The sequence below is a fragment of the Caballeronia sp. 11_S32 genome (assembly GCF_056930355.1).
The window spans coordinates 987,590-1,010,183 of record NZ_JBXOWH010000004.1 but is presented as its reverse complement, the minus strand read 5'-3'; the positions used below and the strand labels follow the sequence as shown (position 1 = coordinate 1,010,183).

Sequence of the window (22,594 nt, the reverse complement as noted above, 5' to 3'; positions counted from 1 at the left end):
CCGCCCGGAGCGCCGATGAAATTCAAGCTGGACTGGACCCTCGTCACACCCATACTGGCGCTCGTCGTGCTCGGCGCGGCCGCGTTCATCCACACCGGCGTGCTGACCGTGCTCGCGGCCGTCGCGCTCGCGTTCGCCGTGTTCGCCGCGGTGCACCACGCGGAAGTGGTCGCGCATCGCGTCGGCGAGCCGTTCGGCACGCTGGTGCTCGCGATCGCGGTCACGGTGATCGAGGTCGCGCTGATCGTCTCGGTGATGCTCTCCGGCGGCCCCGACAAAGCGGGCCTGCCGCGCGACACGGTATTCGCCGCGATCATGATCTGCAGCGGCGCCATCGTCGGCCTGTGTCTGCTGGTCGGCGGCCTGCGGCATCACGTGCAGGACTTCCAGTTGCAAGGCGCGAGCGCCGCGCTCGCGATTCTCTGCGCGCTCTCCGTGCTCACGCTCGTCCTGCCGAATTTCACGAGCACGATCGCCGGTCCGACGCTGTCGACATCGCAACTCATCTTCGTCGGGGTGATCTCGCTCGTGCTGTACGTGACTTTCGTGTTCGTGCAGACGATCCGTCATCGCGATTACTTTCTGCCGTTCACGCCGCCGGCCGCATCGGGCGCGCACGCGGAAGACGACGCGCCGCATGCGCCGCCGCCGAGCAACCGCGAGGCGTGGGTCGCGCTTCTGTTCCTGCTGCTGTCGCTCGTGGCGGTGGTCGGGCTCGCGAAGCTCCTGTCGCCGGCGGTCGAGGCGGGCGTCGCGGCAGCGGGGGCGCCGGAAGCCGTGGTCGGCATCGTGATCGCCGCGCTCGTGCTTCTGCCCGAAGGCCTCGCGGCGCTGCGCGCGGCGCGTCTGAACCGCCTGCAGACCAGCCTGAACCTCGCGCTCGGCTCGGCGCTCGCGAGCATCGGCCTGACGATTCCCACGGTCGCGGTCGTGTCGATCGTCATGGGCCAGCCTATCGAGCTCGGGCTCGCGCCGAAGGAAATCGTGATGCTGGCGCTGACGCTCCTCGTCTCGGTCATCACGCTCGGCACCGGGCGCTCGACGGTCCTGCAAGGCGTCGTGCATTTCGTGATCTTCGCGGCTTTTCTGTTCCTTTCGGTCGTGCCTTGATGAACGTCTGCGTTCGATCGTGCGATTTTGTTACCATTCGCGGTTTGTCGCGCGATCTCGTGCGATGGTTCATCGAAAGTCCCGAAGGAAAAGCATGTCATTGAAGAAGTCCGCGTCGCTCGCGATGCTTGCCGCATTCGCCGCCGTGTCGTTCACGGCGCACGCCAAAGAGATCACGCAAATCCGCTTCGCCGTCGATCCGTCCTACCCCCCGTTCGAATCGAAGCAGGCCGACGGCAAGCTCGCCGGCTTCGACATCGACCTCGGCAATGCGCTCTGCGCGCAGATGAAGGTCAAATGCGTGTGGGTCGAAAACAATTTCGACGGCATGATTCCCGGCCTGAAGGCCCGCAAGTTCGACGCCGTGCTGTCCGACATGGGTATCACCGAAGAGCGCCTGAAGCAGATCGACTTCACCGATCCGCTCTATGACACGCACGCGCAACTCGTCGCGCGCGCCGGTTCGGGCATCCTGCCGACGGCGCAGGCGCTGAAGGGCAAGCGCGTCGGCGTGGAGCAGGGCACGGTGCAGGAGCGCTACGCGAAGGTGAAGTGGGAGCCGCAGGGCGTGACGGTGGTCGCGTATGGCGATCAGGAGCAGGTCGAGGCCGATCTCGTCGCGGGCCGCATCGACGCGATGTTCACCGACGCCGCGCAGGCCGCCATCGGCTTTCTGAAGAAGCCGCAGGGCAAGCCGTTCGCGCTCGTCGGTCCGATCGTCGAGGACCGCGCGATCATCGGTCCGGGCACGGCCATCGGTTTGCGCAAGGGCGACGCCGATCTGAAGAACGGCCTGAACAACGCGTTCGCCGAGATCCGGAAGAACGGCACGTTCAAGCGCATCATGGCGAAGTACTTCGAGACCGATATCTCGATCCAGTAAAGCGGCGAACGACGCTTTCGACCGAAAAAGGCATCGCTCGCGGTGCCTTTTCTTTTCGCTTTCGCTTTTCCTTTTCGATGAGAGACTGATCGACGATGCAGGTTCGACATCATCCGCTCGTTGGCGCGTCGCTCGGCACCGGGCGCGCGTTCACGAGCTACCGGTTCGGCCCGGACAACGGCGATGCGTCGCCCAAGGTCTACATTCAGGCTTCGCTGCATGCGGACGAGCTGCCCGGCATGGTCGTCGCGTGGTATCTCAAGCGGCGCTTCGCGGAACTCGAAGCGCAAGGGCGGCTCAAGGCGCGGGTCGTGCTGGTGCCCGTCGCCAATCCGGCGGGTTTGAATCAGCACTGGTTCGGCACGCAGATGGGCCGCTTCGAGACGGGCTCGGGTCAGGATTTCAACCGGCGCTTTCCCGAAGCCGGGCCCGCGCTGGCGCTCGCTCTGAAGCCCCGTCTGACGGGCGACGCCGAGCATAACGCGCGGCTCATCCGCGCCGCGTTGCGCGAGCATTTCGCGGCGCTGCAGGCGCGCAGCGAGCTCGAATCGCAACGCATCGAGTTGTTGAAGCTCGCGTGCGACGCGGATCTCGTCATCGACCTGCATTGCGACTGGGAAGCCGTCGCGCATCTCTACACGACGCCCGACGCATGGCCCGCGATCGAGCCGCTCGCGCGCTATCTCGGGAGCGAGGCCCAATTGCTCGCGGAGGTGTCGGGCGGCGAGCCGTTCGACGAGGCGTGCGCTTCGGCGTGGCGCTATCTGCGCGGCGCGTTCGACGAGCGTTTCCCGATTCCGATGGGCCTCACGCCCGTCACGCTGGAATTGCGCGGCGTGCGCGACGTGTCGCACGAGACGGCGGCGCGCGATGCGCAGGCGATCGTCGATTATCTGACGCATATCGGCATGATCGCGGGCGACGCGCCCGAGCCGCCGCCGCTGCTCCATCCCGCGACGCCGCTCGCCGGCTGCGAGTATGTGCATGCGCCGGTGTCGGGCGTGATCCTGCATCGGCGGGAAACCGGCGAGACGGTGCGCGCGGGGGACATCATCGCCGACGTGCTCGATCCGCTCGCCGATAGGCTCGTGCCGCTCGTCGCCCGGACGGACGGCGTGCTGTACGCGCGCCACTGGACGCGCTTCGCGACGGCGGGGATGCTGGTCGCGCGCATCGCGGGCAGACACGCCGCGCGCACGGGCGACCTGCTCGTGCCTTAGCCGCGCCGCGGCGGGTACTATGGATTCAAACGGCCTTACGTCATGGAGAACAAGAAAACATGCTGAAGAACATCGATCCGCTGCTCAACGCCGACATCCTGCATGCCCTCTGCGCGATGGGCCACGGAGACGAAGTGGTGATCTGCGACGCCAACTTTCCCGCCGATTCCGTCGCGCGCCAGACCGTGCTCGGCCGCGTGCTGCGCCTCGACGGCGTGAATTCGCCGCGCGCGGTGCGGGCGGTGCTCTCGGTGCTGCCGCTCGATAGCTTCGTCGATCATCCCGCCGAGCGCATGGAAGTCGTCGGCGATGCGGCCGCGCTGCCCGCCGTGCAGCGCGAGGCCCAGCGCGAAGTAGACGCTGCCGAGGGCCGCGCCATGCCATTTGCATCGATCGAGCGTTTCGCCTTCTACGAGCGCGCGAAAAAGGCGTATTGCGTGATCGCGACGGGCGAGATACGCGGCTACGGCTGCTTCATTTTCAAGAAGGGCGTGCAACTGGCGCCGGATGCTCCGCAGCAAAATTGAATGGAAGACCTAGGGATTACCCTGTTGCTTTTTTGAGAAGTTGTTGCAATGCAGCGTGAAAGGCGTATAGTCAGGGTTATCCCCTAGCTACTTACCCTGAGAGACGCTCATGAAAACCACCGCACAACAATCCTTGGTCGTTTCGTTCGGTTCCTGGCTGCGCGCGGCAAAGGCTGCGGTGCGTCGCGAGTGGAACCGTGCACTGACGCTGCACCTCCAGAACTGCGAGATCATGGTCGAAGCATATCGCCGCAAGTAAGCGACAGCATCCCGGTCTCGAGCATCAGGACAACACCCCGGAAGCCCACGGCTTCCGGGGTGTTGTCGTTTTGGCGGATCGAAACGACAAAGGCGAGGCTTGACATGCAACCAAATGGTTGCATAATGCGTCCATGGATGACGATTCAGTGTTCCGCGCCCTCGCGGATGCGAGCCGCAGGCAATTGCTCGACCGGCTGCACGCACAGAACGGCCAGACGCTTGGCGATCTGTGCGACGGCCTTCGCATGACGCGCCAGGCCGTGTCGAAGCATCTGGCCGTGCTGGAAGCCGCGAATCTCGTGTCGACGCAGCGTCAGGGCCGCGAGAAGCGTCATTTCCTCAATCCGGTGCCGATCCACGAGATCGCGCAACGCTGGATCAACAAGTTCGAGCGTCCGCGCCTCGACGCTCTGTCCGACCTGAAACGCACGCTCGAAGGAGACGATCATGGCTAGCGAGACCTTTGTGTATGTCACTTACATCCGCACGACGCCGGAAAAGCTGTGGAATGCGCTGACAACCCCGGAGTTCGTCAGGCAATACTGGTTCGGCATGCATCAGGAGTCGGACTGGAAAGCCGGATCGGCGTGGAAGATGCTGTTTTCCGATGGACGCGTCGCCGACTCGGGCGAAGTGCTCGAAGCCGAGCCGGGCAGGCGGCTCGTGCTGAAGTGGCGCAACGAATTTCGCGACGATCTGAAAGACGAAGGCTGGTCGCGCTGCACGTACGACATCGAGGCGCTCGACGGAGCCGTCAAGCTCACGGTTACGCACGTGAGCGAGGGGAAGAAGTTCATCGAAGCCGTGTCGGGCGGGTGGCCCAAGATTCTCTCGAATCTCAAGTCGCTGCTGGAGACGGGTGCCGTCGCGCTGGCGACGAAATGATGAGCCGCGCCACGAGCGCGCCCGCAATGCCCATGAATGTCCAGTGATGCAACAAAAGCGCAGGCCCGGCAGCACGATGCGCCGGGCCTGAGGTGAAATCACGTCAAGCTTCGAGCTGCTCCAGCACCTTGCCCTTCGTCTCGATGCCCATGAAATGCACCGCGGCGGCCGCTACGACGGGCACCACAGCGAGCGCATAGAACGCGATGTTCATGTTCCCGCCCATCAACGTCTTGCCGACCAGCGCCGGCGCGAAGATCGCCGCGATCTTGAGCCATGCGCCGCCGAGGCCGCATCCGAACGCACGGATGCTCGTCGGATACAACTCGGGCGTATAGACATAAGCGGTGATGAAGCCACACGCCATGAAGCCGAGCGCCAGCGCGCAGAACGTTGCAACGACATACACCGACTGCGTGACGAACACGCCCGCACAGACGAGCGACACCGCGCACAGCACGAACGACCAGTTGATGACCGGCTTGCGCCCGATCTTGTCGACGATCAACGCACAGGTCAGCGAGCCGAGCACGCCGAGCACGGATGCCGCCACCGCGAGATTCAGCGCGAGTTGCAAGGGCGCGTGATAGACGGTCTGGTAGATCGTCGGCAGCCACGTCGAGAGGCCGTACTGAAGCACGCCGCATGTCATCCACAGGAGCGCGACCGCGATCGTGCGCTTGATATAAGCAGGTCCGATCAGATCGAGACGACGGCGTTTCGGATGACGGCTCGCCATCTCTTCGAACTCGGCGAGATTGCCGAGCGGCGGCAACGGTTGCTTCACGGTCGCTTCGAACGCGGCGAGGGCATTGCCCGCTTCGCTCATGCGGCCGCGTTCGCCGAGCCAGCGCGGCGACTCCGGCACCAGCGTGCGCAGCAGGAAGAACAGCACGAGCGGAATGCCGCCGATGAAGTACATCGCTTCCCAGCCGAAGCGCGGCACGATCCACGCGCCGAGCGCATTCGATGCGAGCAGGCCGATGGGAAACACGATCTCGTAGAGCAGCACGAAGCGGCCGCGTCCATGCGCACGTGTGATCTCGTTGATGTACGTCGCCGCAACGGGCAACTCACCACCGAGCCCGAGCCCCTGCACGATGCGCAGCGCGACGAACACCGCGAACGATGGCGCGAAGCCGCACGCGATGCTCGTGAGACCAATGATGCCCGAGCTCCACGCGATCGAGCGCACGCGCCCGAAGCGTTCCGCAAGCGACGGAAAGAGGAACGCGCCGATCAGCTGTCCGATGGAACCCGACGCGATCAGAAATCCCACCTGACCGGGTGTGAGTCCCCACTTGTGGATGAGCAGCGGCAGCGTCGCCGCGATGACGATGACATCGAAGCCATCGAAGAAAGTTGCCGCGCCGATCAGGATACGCGCACGCACCTGCATCGCGTTGGCGGGCAGCCGCTCGATGCGCGCGATGATCGATCCTTTCGTGACCGCGTGAGCGGCACTCGCCGCGTCGGCCACTGGTGTAGCGGTGCCGCCGTGTTCGACAATCGTATTGCCCATGCTCCTCATGCCTGCTCCCGTCTGTGTGTTATGCGAGTGCTTTCGCCGTATCGGCGAGCGTCGCGATATCGACCGCGCGCCCCTGGCTCATCCATTTCTTCGCGACTTTCAGATCCCGCGTTGCGTTGATCGCGATGACGCCGCGCAATGCAGTGCCATCGAAGAAGAACAGCGACGCGCGACGCGCCTCCAGATCGCCGCGCACCACCGGCGTCGCGCCCGGCGGAATGTCGCCGAGGATCTGAAGGTTCACGTCGTACTGATCGGACCAGAACCACGGAATCTCCGCGTAAGGTGCGCGCACGCCGAGCACCGCGCGCGCGGTGGCGATCGCCTGGTTCTGCGCGTTCGCCCACGATTCGAGGCGCACGCGCCGCTTCAGCCACGCGTTCGGATGATTGGCGACATCGCCGCAAGCGAACACGCGCTCATCGTTGGTCGCGCCGAATTCATCGACGACGATGCCGTCGCTCACTTCGATACCGGCGCGTTCCGCGATCGCCGTATGCGGCGTGAGACCGATGCCCGCGACGGCGAAGTCCGCGTCGAGCGTCGTGCCGTCCGCGAGTTGCGCGCGTACGCCGTTGCCGAAGTCTTCGAGCGAAACGAGCGATGCATCGAGACGCACATCGACACCGTTATCGCGATGCAGCTTCAGCAGGAAACCGGACACGCTCTCAGGCACCGAGCGTCCGCACAGACGCGGCGCGCCTTCGATCACGGTCACGTCGGCGCCGAGCTTCTTCGCGGTCGCCGCGACTTCGAGGCCGATCCATCCGCCGCCGATCACGAGCAGCCGCCTGCTATGGCTTTCACGAAGGCGCTTGCCGATGTGAACCGCGTCGTCGAGCGTGCGCAGGTAAGCGAGATGCGAAGTCTTCACCATTGCTTCCGGCAGCCGCCGCGCGGCGCCGCCCGTCGCGATGACGAGGCGGTCGTACTGCACTTCGCGGCCGCTCACGGTACGCACGATGCGCGCTTCGCGATCGATCGATGCCGCGCATTCCGGCTGCCACGCTTCGACGTTCAGTTCGGCGAAGGCATCGTGATCGACGAGACGCACGGTATCGATATCCGCTTCGCCCGCGAGCACGGCCTTCGACAGAGGCGGGCGCTCATAAGGAAGATGGATCTCATCGGCGATCATCACGAGCCGCCCGTCGAAACCTTCGCGGCGCAAGGTCTTGACGATCCATCCGGCAGCCTGTCCGCCGCCGATCACCACGACTGTTTGAAGATCAGCCATTTTTGCGCTCCGTCATGAACTTGCCTTCCGGTGCTTTCGCGTCTTTCTGGCGGCGCGTGTTGCCGTCGAGACCGCCATCGACGGCCCATTCTGCGAACACGGTCGGACCCGGTTCGAATTCGCGCGGCTGCCACTCGGGCGTGAGCACGTCTTCATCGGCGTAATACTCGATAAGGCCGCCCGCCGGATTCTTGAAGTACCAGAAGTACGCCGACGAAACGGGGTGACGTCCCGGTCCGAGTTGCGTGGTCCAGCCGCATCGGCTGATGTGCAGACCGCCGCCGAATACTTCGTGGATATCGCGCACGGTGAACGCGACGTGATTCAAACCGCGCTTGCCATCGGGCAGTTGCAGGAGAAACAGATCGTGATGCCCGCCGTGCGGCGCGCAGCGCATGAACGCGCCGCGTCCCGGATAGCGATCCGAGGTCTCGAAGCCGAGCAGTTCGTGATAGAACTTCTCCTGCTCCGCGACACAGTTCGTGAAGAACACGACATGACCCACTTCCACGGGCTCCGCGCGTTCATAGACCGGGCTCGGCGTATCGACGCGCAAGGTTTGCCCCCACACGTTCGAGGGCGACCCCTTCACATCGATGTCGCGCTTCTTCGTTACTTCGACACGAATCGCCATGCCGTTCGGATCGATGCAACCGACTGCTTCATCGGTTTCGTAATGGCCGGGCTGGCCCGCGAAGCGTCCGCGCAATGCATCGAGTTCGGCGCGTGTCGCGACGGCCCATGTCACTTCGCGCAACGTCGGACCGCCTTCGAAAGCGGGCGGCAGCGAGGGATCGCTCGCAAGCGCAAGCAGCACTTCGCAGCCGTTAAGCGTTTCGAAACGCGCGCGCGTCTCGTCGTGCGCGACTTCCTTCAGACCCCAGTCGGCGAAAAAGCGCCGGCAGGTGTCGAGGTCCGTCACGCCGTAGGTGATTCGTTCAATGCCGAGAATCGTCATCACTGCCTCGTCTTTAGCTCAGTTCGCCCACGGCAGCGGGGCATCGTTCAAGCCCCAGTACAGGCTCTTCTGCTGCATGTATTCGCGCAGGCCCAGACGGCCTTTCTCGCGTCCCATGCCGCTGTCCTTCCATCCGCCGAAGGGCGTCGAAATCGAAAATTGCTTGTAGGTGTTGATCCAGACCGTGCCGGTATTCAGCGCGCGCGCGACGTTCCATGCGCGCTTGTAGTCGCGCGTCCAGATGCCCGCTGCGAGGCCGAACACGCTGTCGTTCGCCTGCTGCATGAGTGCGGCTTCATCGTCGAAGGGGAGAGCGGCGAGCACCGGGCCGAAGATTTCTTCCTGGCACATGCGTGCGTCGTTCGTGAGACCTTCGATGATCGTCGGCAGATAGAAGAAGCCCTTCTCGCGGCCATCGCCGGTGGGACGTTCGCCGCCGCACAACAGCGCGCCGCCTTCTTCGAGTCCGAGCGCGACATAGCGCTCGATGCTTTCGCGATGCTGTCCCGTGATGAGCGGACCCATCTGCGTGTTCTCGCGCGTGGGATCGCCGACACGCAACTTGCGCGCGCCGGCGACGAGACGCGCCATGAACTCGCCATACACCTTGCGCTCGACGAAGAGACGCGATCCCGCGATGCACGATTCCCCCGACGAACTGAAGATGCCATACAGCACGCCGTTGACCGCATGATCGAGATCGGCATCGGCATAGACGATGGTCGGCGACTTGCCGCCGAGTTCCAGCGACACCGGCATCAGCTTTTCCGCGGCAAGCCGGGCAATACCGCGGCCCACTTCCGTGCCGCCCGTGAACGCGACTTTCCTGACGAGCGGATGGCGCACGAGCGCATCGCCAATCACGGAGCCTTTGCCGGGCAGCACGCTCACGACGCCCTTCGGCACGCCCGCTTCCTCGCAGATGCGCGCCAGTGCGAGCGATGCGAGCGGCGTGACTTCAGCGGGCTTCAGCACGACCGCGTTGCCTGCCGCGAGCGCGGGCGCGAGCTTTTGCGCGTCGGACGCGATCGGCGAGTTCCACGGCGTGATCGCCGCGATGACGCCGAGCGGTTCGTGCACGCTCATCGTCAGATAGTCGCCGCGCGAGGGCGTGAGTTCTTCTTCGAGCGTTTCGAGGCACGCCGCGAAATAGCGGAACGTGTTCGCCGCGCTCGTCACCAATGCGCGCGTTTCGCTGATCGGTTTGCCGTTGTCGCGGCGTTGAAGTTGCGCGAGCGATTCATGACGGGCTTCGATCAGACTCGCAATGCGATGCAAGACGGCGGCGCGCTGATGCGGCTTCAATCCGGCCCAATCGGCTTTCCTATAGGCACGATCCGCGATCTCGACGGCTTCGCGCGCATCGTCGGCATTGGCGGTGCTGATCTCCGCGTTGACACTCTGGTCGGCGGGATAGATGCTCGCATACGGATTGCCGCGTCCTTTGCGCCATTCGCCGCCGAGGAAAATATCGCCGGATGTCACGAGCGAAGTGTCGGGATGATTCATCTTTCTAAAGCTCCTTCAGATGACGCAGCGCGCCGCAAGATTGCGCAACGCACGGATCGCGCTATACGCGGTAAGCGCGGATGTCTTGGGATTCGAGGGCAGCGGCTTGCCGCACATTTCGAGCGACATCTCACCGAACGCGCCGCGCGCGACGATGCGATGCACGTTGCGCTCGACCGCAGGATCGGCGATCAGACGCACGCGCGTGCCATCGAGGCCGAGGCCCGCGAGCGCGATCGTCGCCGCGACGTTCGCGTTCTTCGGATAGAGCCGCGCCGCATCGCGCGCGCTGCCTTCGAAGATGACCTTCTCTTCGGTCAGCGACTTCAGATCGCACAGCATTTCGGCGGGCGTGCCGAGCCAGCCGAGCGGCGGCTTGCGGCCGGTGTACTGCACATCGTCGAGGCCGCCTTCTTTCGCCGATGCGATCGCATCGACGCCACCGATCGCGCCCGACAAAAGCGTGAGCGTGGCGGCGCCTTCATCGGCGGCGTTGGACAGCGCATCGAGCAAGCCCGCTTCCGACAGCGCGCCGATCGATGCGACCGCGCAATCCGTGCCCGACTTCAGCAACGGCACGACATGATCGACGAGCGCCGCATGCCCCGCGCATTCGAGCGCGAATTCCGGATGGCTCGCGAGCGCATCGACGCGCGATACGACATCGACGCGATCACCCAGGGCAGCGCGCACCTGATCGCGGTCGCGCTCCGGCACGATCACATGCGAGATGCGCACGCGCGGATCGTTGTCGAGCGCGCGATACACCGCCGAGCCGATCGCGCCGAAGCCGATCATCGCGACATCGATCGCGTGATTGACGTGACGTGGATCACGCATATTCCGGCTCCTTCGGCTCTTCCTTCTTCACGGGCGGGCCCGCGAACGCGGTCGCGAACGAGCCGACCGACAGCATGTCTACTTCGACGAGCACCGGACCGTCGATGGCAAGCCCTTCGCGCACGATTTCATCGGCCTGATCGAGCGACGTGATGCGGCGATGTGCCAGCCCGAGACTTGCACAGAACTGCGCGAAATCCGGCTGATGCAGATCGACGAACATGCGGCGCCCGCCGTAGTTCGCGTCCTGAATGTTGCGGATCACGCCATAGCATTGATCGTTCATCAGCACGATCATCACGTTGGCTTTTTCCTGCACGGCGGTCGCGAGTTCGCCGACGTTCACCATCAGACCGCCATCGCCGACGAGCGCCACGGTCTTCTTCGCAGCACCGGAGAGCGCCGCGCCGATCGCCATCTGCATGCCTTGCCCAATGCCGCCGCCAAGCGCATGCACACCCGCGCGCGGATTGAAGATCTTCAGCAGGCGATTGCCCCACGTGCTGTTCGAGATCGTGACGTCGCGCACCCAGTTGTAGTCTCGGCCCACCGCGCGTTGCAGCGAATCGACGAGACGCTTGTATGGTCCGAGTCCCTTCGATACTTCCGCGACCGCCGTTTCGCGCGCGGCGGCGAGATCGCCGGCGAACGACGCATCGATGCGGATGCGTCCTTCGAGCAGGGTCGCGAGTTCGTCGAGCACGCGCGATGCGTCGCCATGCACGAAGAGCTCGTTGCGATAGCCGCGGTTGTCGGCGAGCGCATCGGCGTCGACGCGATAGAGCGGTTGCGGCAGCGCGAGCTTGTACTTCAGCGTTTCGTTGCCGCGCAGACGCGAGCCGACGACGACGAGCGCATCGCACGTCTTATAGAACGCTTCGACGGACGGATGCACGTTGAACGCGCCGAGCGTCGCCGGATGATCCTCCGGCAGCACGCCGCGGCCTTGCACGCTCGTCACGACGCCGAAGCCCAGCTTCACGAGACGTTCGACCGCGCTGCGCGCATGACGCGTGCCGCCGCCCAGCCACAGCAGCGGACGCTTCGCTTGCGTCAGTGCATCGGCCAGCTGCTTCACGCGCAGGCTGTCGTGCGTGAGCGTGTTCACGTGCGGCGCGGCGAGATCAGCGGGCCATTCGATTTCGGCGGCCTGAATGTCGATCGGAATCTCGACGCTCACCGGGCCCGCAGGCGCGGTCAGTGCGACGCGCACGGCTTCGCGGATCGTCGGCAATGCCGTGTCGATCGTGCGCACGCGGAATGCGGCCTTGGAGATCGATTGCAGCATCGACAATTGATCCGGCGCTTCGTGGATATACGCCAGGTCCTGATCGAGATATTCGGTTTCGATCTGACCCGTGACGTGCAGCAGCGCGGTGCCGGCGGTCAACGCTTCGACCATTGCGCCCGCAGCGTTGCCGGCAGCCGTGCCCGTCGACGTGAATGCGACGCCCAGTTCGCCCGACACGCGCGCGAGACCATCGGCCATGTTCAATGCGCCTGCTTCTCCGCGCGCGCCGACATAGCGGATGTTGCCGCGACGGCCGATCGCATCGAGGATCGGCATGTTGTGAATCGAGATGACGCCGAACGCCGTGCGCACGCCGCATTGTTCGAGAAACGCGGCGATCAGTTCGCCGACGGTGGTTTTTTCAGACATGACGAGCAAAGCCTCCGGAAACATCGATATGGCTGCCGGTCGTGTACGACGACAGCTTCGTTGCGAGATAAAAGAGCGCCTGAGCCGCTTCTTCGGGAAGGCCGAAGCGTCCGAGCGGAATGTTCTTCTTGCGCGCGAGCTCGGCCGTCCATTGCTCCCAGCTCTGGCGCTCGGTGTTACTGGCGTTTTCGTTCAGATAGTTTTGATAGCGACGCTTCCATTGCCCCGATTCCACGATGCCGATCAGAATCGAATTGACACGGATGCGTTGCGGCGCGAGCTCGGTCGCGAGCGATTTCACGAGACTCAACACGCCTGCTCTCGCCGATGAAGTCGCGACCATATGCGGCTCGGGTTGCAGCGCGAGCAGCGAGTTCACGCAGACGATCGCGGGCGAGGGCGCGTCCTTCAGCATCGGCAGAAAGGCGCGCGTCGGGCGGATGACGCTGAAGTACTTCAGCTCCAGCTCATCGCGCCAGGCGTCGTCGGCGGTATCGGCGAACGTGGACACTCGGCCCTGGCCCGCGTTGTTCACGAGCATGTCCACGCGGCCGAAGCGTTGCATCACGCGCGCGGCGAATGCGTTCACCTGTTCCGCGTCGAGCACATCGCAGCATGCGGCGAGCAGTTGCGCCTGCGGGAATTCTTCTGCGAGCGATGCTTGCGCGGCGTTGAGCCGGTCTGAATCGCGTCCGCAAATCGCAACGGATGCGCCTGCTTGCAGGAACAATCGCGCCGTCGCGAAGCCGATGCCCGACGAGCCGCCCGTAACGACCGCGACCTGTCCTGCGAGATCGATTTGAATCATTGCAACCCCAGAGACTTCATATAGCGGCTCGACGCTGAAGCGCGCGCGGCCGGACGATAGTTGAGACGCATCGAGAGCGCATCGGCTGCTTCGCGAACCTTGTCGATGAGACCGCTTTCGAGCAGTGCGGCATCGATCTCCGGACGCGGAATCGTCGTCGTGATGACAGCGACGATGCGCCCGGTGTCGTTGCGAACCGGTGCAGTGACGACCGAAATGCCGCGCTCGAACGACGACTGGCTCGTCGCATAACCGCGCGCGGCGTCTTCCTTCACGCGTTCATGGAGTTCTTCCACCGTTTCGGGCGTGGACTTCGTGAAGCGTTCGAGATGCGGCTCGGGATAAAGCGCGCGCAGTTCATCGAGCGAGAGATCGCCCATCAGAACGTGGCCATGCGTGGTCGCGTGCGCGGGCAGGCGCGTGCCGACGTTGACCTTCACCGAACTGAAGATCGGCGCGTGACTCTGCGCCTTCGCGACGAACACGACATCGCGGCCGTCGCGAATCAGGATGTGACTCGTGAGACCGGTTGCATCGCGCAATGTCTCGATGATCGGCAACCCGAGGTCGGTCAGTTCGAGTGAGCTCAGGTATTCGAAGCCGAGACGCAATACGGCTACGCCCAGGCGATAGTTGCGATCCTTGTCCGCGCGTTCCAGAAAGCCGAGCGATTCGAGCGTCTGCAACAGGCGGAAAACCGTCGTGCGCGGAATGCCGAGGCGCCGCGACAGTTCGGGCGCGCCCAGCACGGGCTCGCGCGGCGAGAACTCGGTGAGGATCTTCAGACCGCGTTCGAGCCCCGGCACGATATAAGTCGGTTCGCCCTTGTCGGCTTCTTCCATGACGGGGGATGTCATTGCGATACTCCGTCTTTCGTGTGACTCATGTGACATTCGATGCCCCGGCAAAACGATTCGATCAACGCCGTATAGGCGGCGGGCGATTCGACATAACCCGCGTGGCCCGCGCGCGGCATCACTTGCAGACTGACGTGCGCGGCTTGCGCGATGCGCTCGCATGCGGCGGGCGGCGTGACCGCGTCTTCCGCGCCCACAGCAACGGCGATGCGTCCGTGGAACCGCGCGATGTCAGCGGCGAGATCCGCGTTCGCCAGAAGATGCGTCGCTTGCGCGTAGCCTTCCGGCACGATGCGCGCCATGTTCCAGCGGACCCATTCGCGCGCGGTTTCGTCGGCATGATGCGAGACCATGTTCGCGCTGCGCTCGCGTGCGAGTCCTTGCGGGCCGAGTTCATGCAGCATCTTCAAACGCGCATCGCGTTTCGATTCGCGTACTTCCTTCGGTGCAGCGCCATACCCCGCGGCAGGCGATACCAGCAACAAGCCCGCGACACGCTCCGGCGCGCTCGCAGCAAACGAACCCGCGATGATCGCGCCGAGCGAATGGCCGACGAGCACACATCGATCGACGCCGATCGCATCGAGCCACGCACTCAACGCTCGTGCATAGTCGGGCGCAATCGGCGCTTCACTCGCTACGCCAGTCGAAATGCCGTAACCCGGCGCATCCCAGGCAAGCACGCGACGCTTCGAACCGAGCACGTCGAGTTGCCGAACCCACGACGCCGCGCCCGACCCGATGCCGTGCAGCAACACGACGGGCAGGGTGCGCAGATGCATTGCACCTGCCTCGCGATAACCCGTGGTGCCGTGCGCGGTATGGACTTGCATGTCTGGAAAGCACGCGAGCGTCTCGATGTTCATCGCAGCCTCAGCGCTTCAGCTTGGCCAAAGGCGATTCCGGCGGGTACGTCGGCGTGATGGGCTTCGCTGCGCCGAGCATCACGCACATCAGCGCGTCTTCCTCGCCGATGTTGATCTCCGTGCGATACACGCCCGGCGGCACGGAAATGAGATCGCGCTCGCCGAGCACGGCTTCCCACGTCTTTCCGTCCTTCTCGCAGATCACCTTCATCTTTCCGCGCAGCACGAAGAAGATCTCTTCGACGTCGGTATGAATATGGCTCGGCCCGATGTTGCCGGCGGGAATCACCATCGTCGAAAACGTGAAACTGCCCGCGGGAATCGTGTTCATATCTTTCGCGACGCCCGTGCCGCCCGTGCCGACATAGCGCATCTGCGCGCGGCGATACTTCGGGTCATAGTCGGCCTGGAACTTGAGCGCGTCCCAGTCATAGCGGCGTGATTCGAGTCGTGCGACGCGCGAGTCCATCCATTGCTCGAAGCTCGCGTCGGCGGGCTGATCCCACGATTTGCGTTCGATGTCTGCATCGGCCATTGCTTTCTCCAGGTTCTATTCAAATAAAGCGAATCAATTCATCACGAAGCCGCCGTTCACGGGCAGCAACTGGCCCGTCACGAAGCGCGCCGCGTCCGAGAGCAGGAACAGCACGGGACCGTTCACGTCGTCGGGCACTTGCGCGCGCGTGAGTGCGCGGCCCTTGAGGTAGTACTCGTGGCGTTCGGCGGGCACGTAGGCGGTGGCTTCCACTTCGGTGAGGCCGGGCGCAATCGCGTTGACGGTCACATTGCCGCCGCCGAATTCGCGGGCGAGCGAGCGCGTCATCGCGATCACCGCGCCCTTGCTCGCGACGTAGGCGAGCAGCTTCGGCGCGCCCCACATGGCCGTATCCGATGCGATGTTCACGATCGCGCCGCGTCCCGAGTCCCTCAGATGCGGCAGGCACGCGACACTCATCAGCCATGTTCCGCGCACGTTGACGTTCATGACCGCGTCCCACGTGTCGGGCGTGAGTTCATCGGCAAACTTGCCGCCGGAGTTCGTGATCGCCGCGTTGTTGATGAGGCCATCGAGGCCGCCCAACGCTTTCACGCCCTGCGCGACGAATTCGGAGATGCTTCGCGGATCGTTCAGATCGAGCGGGAAGAAATGCGCAGCGCCTTCGAGCGACCGCGCAAGTGCGTCGCCTTCTTCATGCAGCACATCGCCGAACGCGACGTGCGCGCCTTGCTCGACCAGCGCGCGCACGAACGCCGCGCCAAGTCCGCGAGCGCCGCCCGTCACGAGCACGCGGCGGCCATCGAGCGCGTCACGCATGAGCGTGCTCCGTGTTCTTCGGGAGCGCTTCGAGCGCGGCGAGATGCTGCTGAGCGCGCTGCTTCAGCATGCGGCGCACACGCGTCATGCCCACATCGTGCTGATAGAGGAATTCATGATTGCGCGCGTTCGGCGCGAGGCTTTCCAGCACGTAACGGTCTTGCTCCAGCACGGCCCAGTGCAGCCCTTCCAGACGATTGCGATACAGGAAGCGCCACGCATCGCGCTGCCAGCCGGAAACCTTGCGCGTGCGCCAGAAATAGACCTGGCAGTTGTCCTCATCGACGGGCGTAGCGAACCCGATGATCCCGAAGTTGCCGCCCGGGCCGAACTTCTTCTTGTACGGAATCGCGAGACGCATCCACAGGCAGCCGGTTTCGCCGAGCTCGACCCAGTCGAAGTTCACGTCGCGCTGATTCACCTTTTCGAACATGAGGCCCGTGTCGGTCTTGCGCACGCGCATGTCGGCCTGCTTGTCGCCTTCGGCCATCGAATGCGATGTCGCGTGCAGATACGCGCCGTGCATCGGGTCCATCACGTTGTCGATCGCGTACTGGTAATTGCACTTCCAGTGCGACATGCACAGGAAGCTCGCGTATTCGTCGCCGACGAGTTCTTCCGGCAGCACGAGCGGCGCGGGTTCTTTATTGGCGTCATCGCCGAACCACAGGAAGATCGCGCCCGCGTGCTCCTCGACGGGATACGACTTGACGCACTTCTGGCCTTCGAGCGGACATGCGGAAACGGCTGGCACGCGCTGCACGGTGCCGCTGCCGTCGACTTCGACGCCGTGATACCAGCACGCGACGCTGCCGCCGAGGTTCCAGCCGAGCGACAGACGCGCGCCGCGGTGCGGGCAACGGTCTTCGAGCGCGTGCACTTTGCCTTCGTTGTCACGCCAGAGCACGATCTGATCGCCGAGGCGCGTCAGGCCGATGGGCGCATTCGCCACTTGCCAGCTCGGCGCGACGGGATACCAGTAGTTTCGCAAGCCGCGATCGAGATAGGCCTGAACGGGATCGGCGGCGTTTATGGATTGCTGAGGGGACGTCATGGGGAGTGCTCCGGATTCTCTTGTGCGTTAGTCAGCGAGCGTGCGCAGCTCGGTGGCGAGGCGCTCGGGTGTCCACGTCGTGCCTTCCGGCGTGCGGAAACCGTCCTTGTTCAGGCCCGCGACCACTTGCTCGAGCTCCAGCGCGCCTGCTTCGAATACGCGTTCGAGCGCATCGCCGAGGTCGTTTTCGTATTGCGTCGGCTCGGCCTTGCGCGTCTGCCAGATGAAGTTCTCGGTCTGACCTGGCTTCTCGATCACGCCCTTTCCGGCGACGTTGTTCGGCTGCGGCGCGAGCCACGGCTTGAGATGCGGGTTGAAGTTCACGACTTTTTCCATGTCACGCCACCTTGATCTGGATTTCCTCGCCGGCAAGGCGCACCGAATACGTCTTCAGGTCGCGGCCGCCGGGCTCTTTCAGGCATTTGCCCGTGGGGATGTGAAACACCGCTTCATGCAGCGGGCACTCGACGGTGTCGCCATCGACGAAACCCTGCGTCAGCAGCGCATATGCGTGCGGGCAGACGTTCTCGAGCGCATACAGCTCGTCGCCCACTTTGTAGATACCGATTTCCGCGCCGTCATCGAGCTTGAATTCGATCGGTGCGTCTTCCGACAGATCGCCGGCATGCCCGGCGCAGCGCCATTGTTCAGACATCTTTCACCCTTTCCTCTGGTTCGTCTGTGTTCCACTAAAGGAACATCAGTTCGTGTATGGGCATTATAGGAGTGGTCCCGGCGGGAAAAAACAAAAATCTGAATCTCTAGGTGAAAACACTGAAGCGGGCACGTTTAAAAGCGCTTTTGCGTTTCTGATCCGAAGTAATCACGACCGATCGATATTGATTCGTAAGCGTTTTTCATGCCGATACATGAAATGTCCTGCTGTCTCAGGGTCTTCCCGGGGTCATCTCGATTTTGTTTTTTTGACGGGACAAATCTCACTATACTTTCCATAGGCAGTACGTTGATCCATATATGGAACATAAAGCGTGATCAACGGAACGCCATAGGGATGGGCCGAATCAGGCCGTCCAGCCCGAAAAAAGTGACGACGGCAGTACAGGAGACGCGGACGGGGTCCGCCTTTAACCATACGGTTAGGAGAACGAAGGGTGAAGCACATCATCGCAGCGGGGCTCATCGGAGCGGGCGTCGCGACCGGCGCGGCGGCGCAAAGCACAGTGACGCTCTACGGCAGCCTCGACGCCGGCATCGCATACATCAACAATGTCGGCGGCCATCCGAAGTGGATGGAGGAGCAGGGCAACATGCAGCCGGACCGCTGGGGCTTTCGCATCGTCGAGGATCTGGGCGGCGGGCTGAAGACCGTCGCGCAACTCGAAAACGGCTTCTATACGAACACCGGCAACTTCGCCAAGGCCGGCACGTTATGGAACCGGCAGGCTTATCTCGGACTGGATCAGGAAAACGTCGGCACGTTGACGCTCGGTCATCAGACGCCATTCAGCTTCGACATGCTCGGGCCGCTCTCGACCGGCTATCTCGCGGCGAGCTGGTACGCGTTTCATCCGGGCAATATCGATGAGCTCGCGGATACCGGCGTCGTGCCGTACGACAACTCGGTCAAGTTCCGCTCGGCGAGCTTCTATGGGTTTTCGCTTGGCGCGATGATGGGCCTCGGCAACACGACGAACTTTTCGACGGGCCGCAATTACGGCTTCGGCCTCTCCTATGCGAACGGCCCGTTCAAGGCGGCGGCGACGTACTCGAACGAGCACAACCGCAATCCCGCGATCGTGACGATGGGCCTCTCCACGTTCCAGGGCCAGCCCGCGGCGACGTACATGGCGGAGAAGCAGGAAGTGATGGGGGCGGGCGCGGCGTATGAGATAGGCAAGTTCGTCGTGCACGGTCTCTATACGCGCGTGAAGCTGCAATCGAACGGCCAGTCGGATACTTACCAGACATACGACGCGGGCGTGACGTTCAAGCCGGTGGCATGGAACTGGATTGCGGGCGGCGCAGCCACGACGAGCTTCGCGGGCGGACGCTGGACGCAGTTCGAGATCGGCGATATCTACATGCTGTCGAAGTCGACGCAACTCTATGTGAACGCGCTCTATGAACACGCGACGGGCGGCGCGAAAGCGGCGTTCTTCACGGCGGGCGTGTCGAGCACGGCGAATCAGGTCATCGTGCTCGCAGGCATTCACCACTCGTTTTAAGCGAGCATCTTGCGCGCGGCGAGCGCGGCGGTGGGATCGGCGATGGATGCGCGATAGTTCAGGCGCGTCGAGAGTTCCAGTGCCGCGGCGCAGATCGTTTCGACGAGCTGCGATTTCTCGTCGTCAGCGCCAATGTCCGAGCGCGGCACGGTTGCCGCGACCGCCGCGACGATCGCGCCGGAGTGGTCGCGCACCGGCGCGGTGACGACGGATATCCCGCGCTCGAACGATGCCTCGCTCAGGCCATAACCGAGCGTCGCGCATTCCTGCACGCGTTCGTAAAGTTCGTCGACGGTCGCGGGCGTGCGCTCCGTGTACTTTTCCAGTTGCGCCTCGGGATAGAGCGCCCTGAGCGCGGCGAGCGACAGATCGCCCATCAACACGTGCCCGTGTACGGTCGCGTGCGCGGGCAGGCGCGTGCCGACGTGCACTTTCACCGAACTGAAGAGCGGCTCGTGACTTTGCGCTTTCGCGACGAAGACGACATCGCGCTGATCGCGGATCAACAGATGCGTGGAGAGCCCGGTTGCATCGCGCAGGCGCTCGAGAATCGGTGTGCCGAAGTCGGTCAGTTCGAGCGAATTCACGTATTCGAAGCCAAGCCGCAGCACCGCGACGCCCAGCCGGAAATTGCGGTCGCCGTTCACGCGTTCGAGAAAGCCGAGCGATTCGAGCGTCTGGAGCAAGCGAAAAGTCGTCGTGCGCGGAATGCCGATGCGCCGCGACAACTCGGGCGCCCCCAACACCGGCTCGCGCGCCGAGAACTCGGCGAGGATGCGCAAGCCGCGCTCGAGCCCCGGCACGAGATAGGTGGAACCGCCGGCGATCGATGCGTCTTCGTCCGCGGTGTCGAGATTCTCTGCGGGAGTGTCTTCCTGTTTGCTTCGTCGGGCCATGTTCGGCAATCTTTGTGATCGGGCAATGAACAATGATAGCGCGAGACGATCGGGGTCCATACGCTCGTGGCTTTGTCACGATCATCGAGGTGCGACAGGCCCTGGCTGCTTCGGCCGTTTTCCCGCCGGCGCCTGACACCTGCTGCCGCAACTGGCCGCCAGACGAAAAATGGCCGCAGCAGTGGCTGCGGCCATCAGTGGACTCACTGGAAACAGAAGCGGCGCCATGCGTTGCCGGCACTGCCTCACGCGTCAATTAGCATTGTTTTCATGCCACATGGCGGTGAAGAGAGCGCCCGGCCGATCAGATCGCCCAGCCGCCGAGATAGAACACCGCGAGCACGACAGCGATTGCCACCGTGCCGACATTCAGCTTGCGCCATTCGCCCGCCACGATACGGCCGATCACGAGCGTGGTGAAGCCGAGCATGATGCCCGTCACGATATTCGCCGACAGCACGATATACACCGCGCACACGAGGCCTGACATCGTATCGACGGTGTCGTCGAAATGCAGCTTGCTGACATTGCCGAGCATCAGCAGGCCGACGTACATCAGCGCGGGCGCCGTCGCGTAGGAAGGCACGAGCGCGGCGAGCGGCGAGAGGAACATCACCGCGAGGAAGAGTACGCCGACGACCGTTGCCGCCAGCCCCGTCTTCGCGCCTGCCGCCACGCCCACCGACGATTCGATATACGCCGCCGCCGGCGCGCCGCCGAAGCAGGCCGAGAAGATCGAGCTGAGCGAATCCGCGGTCAGCGCGCGGCCGCCGTTGACGATGCGCCCGTTCTTGTCGATCTGGCCCGCCTGGCCGGCCACGGCGCGGATCGTGCCGGTCGCGTCGAACACGGCGGTCATCACGAGGGCAAGAACGCTCGGCAGCACGGCCATCGAGAGCGCGCCCTTGATGTCCATCGCGCCGATCAGCGACGAATGCCCCGGCGCCGACAGCGACGGCAGCGCGAACACGCCATGAAAACGCACCGACGGATCGAAGATCAGGCCGATCACCGAGAGGCCGATCACGACGAGCAGGATGCCGCCCGGCACGCGCCGGCGCTCCAGGCCAAAGATCGCGGCGAGGCCGAGTACCGACATCAGCACCGGAAAGGCGGTGATATGCCCGAGCGACACCGGCATGCCCGGCGCGGGATTCTTGATGATGAGGCCGACATCGTTGGACGCGATCAGCAGCAGGAACAGGCCGATGCCGATGCCCGTGCCGTGCGCGACGCCCGTCGGCAGATTGCGCAGGATCCACGAGCGCACGCCGGTGACGGAGATCGCGGTGAACACGACGCCCATCAGGAACACCGCGCCGAGCGCGATGGCGGGCGTGAGCCCCTTGCCGAGCACGAGGCCGAAGGCCGTGAACGCGGTCAGCGAGATCGCGCAGCCGATCGCGATCGGCAGACGCGCCCACACGCCCATCAGCAGCGAGCCGAACGCGGTCGTGAGACACACGGCGACGAACACCGCGCTCGTGTCGAAGCCCGCCTTGCCGAGCATGCCCGGCACGACGAACACGGAATAGACCATCGCGAGGAACGTCGTGATGCCCGCGACGACTTCGCGCTTCTGGGTGCTGCCGGTCTGCGAAATGCCGAAATAGCGGTCGAGAAAGCCGCCGCTGGCGGTCTGAACGCTTTCTTCACGCTCCGAAGGGGTGATATCGATGTCGCCAAGCTGCTGGGCGGAGGATTCCAACATGAGCTGCTCCTTTATCAGCACGCTGAAACGGAAATCCGTGCGCAGCGTGTGGAACACGCCCGGCACTGCGGGGTCCGTCGTCAGGGTCGTCTCGTCTGTAGTTCTGGATGATGCCGAGTGACGGGCTCTCGCGGCTGCACTCGGTCAGGACAGAGACTAGGGGAACAGAACGCGGGGTCCAATCCCATGAAAAACATGCCGGTCATGCCAAGGGGCTTATATGCCGCGAATGCCCCATGAAACGGGGCTCCGGCAGGACCGGAAAACGGCCGGACTAGGG

At 63.9% G+C, this 22,594-nt stretch carries 24 protein-coding genes; 8 read left to right on the top strand and 16 right to left on the bottom strand.

What is annotated here, in order from left to right:
• The first annotated feature begins 15 nt into the window (after positions 1 to 15).
• The 7 genes from AC1Z32_RS30770 to AC1Z32_RS30740 all read left to right on the top strand — a co-directional run bounded on the left by AC1Z32_RS30770 (position 16) and on the right by AC1Z32_RS30740 (position 4,886).
• Positions 16 to 1,110: a calcium:cation antiporter gene (locus tag AC1Z32_RS30770; protein ID WP_483482607.1), complete on the top strand. Its 1,095-nt coding sequence runs from the start codon at positions 16 to 18 to the stop codon at positions 1,108 to 1,110.
• Between the two features lie 94 nt (positions 1,111 to 1,204).
• Entirely contained in the window at positions 1,205 to 1,993 is a 789-nt protein-coding gene (locus AC1Z32_RS30765; protein ID WP_483482606.1) for an ABC transporter substrate-binding protein, read from the top strand.
• Between the two features lie 95 nt (positions 1,994 to 2,088).
• Positions 2,089 to 3,213, top strand: coding sequence for a succinylglutamate desuccinylase/aspartoacylase family protein (locus AC1Z32_RS30760; protein WP_483482605.1), 1,125 nt, complete (start codon positions 2,089 to 2,091; stop codon positions 3,211 to 3,213).
• 59 nt (positions 3,214 to 3,272) lie between these two features.
• Positions 3,273 to 3,740: an RbsD/FucU family protein gene (locus tag AC1Z32_RS30755; protein ID WP_483482604.1), complete on the top strand. Its 468-nt coding sequence runs from the start codon at positions 3,273 to 3,275 to the stop codon at positions 3,738 to 3,740.
• 109 nt (positions 3,741 to 3,849) lie between these two features.
• A complete protein-coding gene (locus AC1Z32_RS30750) occupies positions 3,850 to 3,999 on the top strand; it encodes a hypothetical protein (protein ID WP_157697420.1) in 150 nt (49 codons plus the stop codon).
• 133 nt (positions 4,000 to 4,132) lie between these two features.
• Entirely contained in the window at positions 4,133 to 4,456 is a 324-nt protein-coding gene (locus AC1Z32_RS30745; protein WP_483482603.1) for an ArsR/SmtB family transcription factor, read from the top strand.
• Positions 4,449 to 4,886: an SRPBCC family protein gene (locus tag AC1Z32_RS30740; protein ID WP_483482602.1), complete on the top strand. Its 438-nt coding sequence runs from the start codon at positions 4,449 to 4,451 to the stop codon at positions 4,884 to 4,886. The genes AC1Z32_RS30745 and AC1Z32_RS30740 overlap by 8 nt, the downstream gene beginning before the upstream one ends.
• A 103-nt stretch (positions 4,887 to 4,989) precedes the next feature.
• Here AC1Z32_RS30740 and AC1Z32_RS30735 read toward each other — a convergent pair whose 3' ends face one another.
• Genes AC1Z32_RS30735 through AC1Z32_RS30670 form a run of 14 tightly spaced genes read right to left on the bottom strand, consistent with a single transcriptional unit; the run spans position 4,990 to position 18,176 of the window.
• Positions 4,990 to 6,417, bottom strand: a complete 1,428-nt coding sequence (locus AC1Z32_RS30735; RefSeq protein WP_483482601.1) for an MFS transporter — start codon at positions 6,415 to 6,417, stop codon at positions 4,990 to 4,992.
• Between the two features lie 19 nt (positions 6,418 to 6,436).
• Complete coding sequence (locus AC1Z32_RS30730; RefSeq protein WP_483482600.1) at positions 6,437 to 7,654, bottom strand: NAD(P)/FAD-dependent oxidoreductase; 1,218 nt, start codon at positions 7,652 to 7,654, stop codon at positions 6,437 to 6,439.
• Positions 7,647 to 8,612 (bottom strand): VOC family protein, encoded by a 966-nt coding sequence (locus AC1Z32_RS30725; protein ID WP_483482599.1) that lies wholly within the window; start codon positions 8,610 to 8,612, stop codon positions 7,647 to 7,649. Before AC1Z32_RS30725 ends, AC1Z32_RS30730 begins: the two co-directional genes overlap by 8 nt.
• Before the next feature lie 18 nt (positions 8,613 to 8,630).
• Complete coding sequence (locus tag AC1Z32_RS30720; RefSeq protein ID WP_483482598.1) at positions 8,631 to 10,121, bottom strand: aldehyde dehydrogenase; 1,491 nt, start codon at positions 10,119 to 10,121, stop codon at positions 8,631 to 8,633.
• A 15-nt stretch (positions 10,122 to 10,136) separates the two neighbouring features.
• The gene (locus AC1Z32_RS30715; protein WP_483482597.1) at positions 10,137 to 10,961 is read right to left on the bottom strand and encodes an aspartate dehydrogenase; all 825 of its coding nucleotides are present in this window, start codon (positions 10,959 to 10,961) and stop codon (positions 10,137 to 10,139) included.
• The gene (locus AC1Z32_RS30710; protein WP_483482596.1) at positions 10,954 to 12,621 is read right to left on the bottom strand and encodes a thiamine pyrophosphate-binding protein; all 1,668 of its coding nucleotides are present in this window, start codon (positions 12,619 to 12,621) and stop codon (positions 10,954 to 10,956) included. The genes AC1Z32_RS30715 and AC1Z32_RS30710 overlap by 8 nt, the downstream gene beginning before the upstream one ends.
• Positions 12,614 to 13,429: an SDR family oxidoreductase gene (locus tag AC1Z32_RS30705; RefSeq protein WP_483482595.1), complete on the bottom strand. Its 816-nt coding sequence runs from the start codon at positions 13,427 to 13,429 to the stop codon at positions 12,614 to 12,616. Before AC1Z32_RS30705 ends, AC1Z32_RS30710 begins: the two co-directional genes overlap by 8 nt.
• The gene (locus tag AC1Z32_RS30700; protein ID WP_483482594.1) at positions 13,426 to 14,286 is read right to left on the bottom strand and encodes an IclR family transcriptional regulator; all 861 of its coding nucleotides are present in this window, start codon (positions 14,284 to 14,286) and stop codon (positions 13,426 to 13,428) included. The genes AC1Z32_RS30705 and AC1Z32_RS30700 overlap by 4 nt, the downstream gene beginning before the upstream one ends.
• Complete coding sequence (locus AC1Z32_RS30695) at positions 14,283 to 15,152, bottom strand: alpha/beta fold hydrolase (RefSeq protein ID WP_483482593.1); 870 nt, start codon at positions 15,150 to 15,152, stop codon at positions 14,283 to 14,285. Before AC1Z32_RS30695 ends, AC1Z32_RS30700 begins: the two co-directional genes overlap by 4 nt.
• A 7-nt stretch (positions 15,153 to 15,159) precedes the next feature.
• Positions 15,160 to 15,687 carry a cupin domain-containing protein gene (locus tag AC1Z32_RS30690; protein ID WP_483482592.1) on the bottom strand — a complete coding sequence of 176 codons (528 nt, stop codon included), beginning with the start codon at positions 15,685 to 15,687 and terminating at the stop codon, positions 15,160 to 15,162.
• A gap of 33 nt (positions 15,688 to 15,720) precedes the next feature.
• Positions 15,721 to 16,467: an SDR family oxidoreductase gene (locus tag AC1Z32_RS30685; RefSeq protein ID WP_483482591.1), complete on the bottom strand. Its 747-nt coding sequence runs from the start codon at positions 16,465 to 16,467 to the stop codon at positions 15,721 to 15,723.
• Positions 16,460 to 17,521 carry an aromatic ring-hydroxylating dioxygenase subunit alpha gene (locus AC1Z32_RS30680; protein WP_483482590.1) on the bottom strand — a complete coding sequence of 354 codons (1,062 nt, stop codon included), beginning with the start codon at positions 17,519 to 17,521 and terminating at the stop codon, positions 16,460 to 16,462. Before AC1Z32_RS30680 ends, AC1Z32_RS30685 begins: the two co-directional genes overlap by 8 nt.
• A gap of 27 nt (positions 17,522 to 17,548) precedes the next feature.
• The gene (locus tag AC1Z32_RS30675) at positions 17,549 to 17,857 is read right to left on the bottom strand and encodes a recombinase-like helix-turn-helix domain-containing protein (RefSeq protein WP_483482589.1); all 309 of its coding nucleotides are present in this window, start codon (positions 17,855 to 17,857) and stop codon (positions 17,549 to 17,551) included.
• A gap of 1 nt (position 17,858) precedes the next feature.
• Positions 17,859 to 18,176 (bottom strand): non-heme iron oxygenase ferredoxin subunit, encoded by a 318-nt coding sequence (locus tag AC1Z32_RS30670; RefSeq protein ID WP_035500201.1) that lies wholly within the window; start codon positions 18,174 to 18,176, stop codon positions 17,859 to 17,861.
• A gap of 457 nt (positions 18,177 to 18,633) precedes the next feature.
• On the opposite strand from AC1Z32_RS30670, the gene AC1Z32_RS30665 reads away from it, so the two are divergent.
• Positions 18,634 to 19,707 carry a porin gene (locus AC1Z32_RS30665; RefSeq protein WP_483482588.1) on the top strand — a complete coding sequence of 358 codons (1,074 nt, stop codon included), beginning with the start codon at positions 18,634 to 18,636 and terminating at the stop codon, positions 19,705 to 19,707.
• Here the strand turns inward: AC1Z32_RS30665 and AC1Z32_RS30660 are convergent.
• Positions 19,704 to 20,603: an IclR family transcriptional regulator gene (locus AC1Z32_RS30660; RefSeq protein ID WP_483482587.1), complete on the bottom strand. Its 900-nt coding sequence runs from the start codon at positions 20,601 to 20,603 to the stop codon at positions 19,704 to 19,706. The two genes, AC1Z32_RS30665 and AC1Z32_RS30660, sit on opposite strands and share 4 nt — an antisense overlap.
• 304 nt (positions 20,604 to 20,907) lie before the next feature.
• Positions 20,908 to 22,314, bottom strand: a complete 1,407-nt coding sequence (locus tag AC1Z32_RS30655; RefSeq protein WP_483482586.1) for an NCS2 family permease — start codon at positions 22,312 to 22,314, stop codon at positions 20,908 to 20,910.
• Positions 22,315 to 22,594 lie beyond the last annotated feature (280 nt).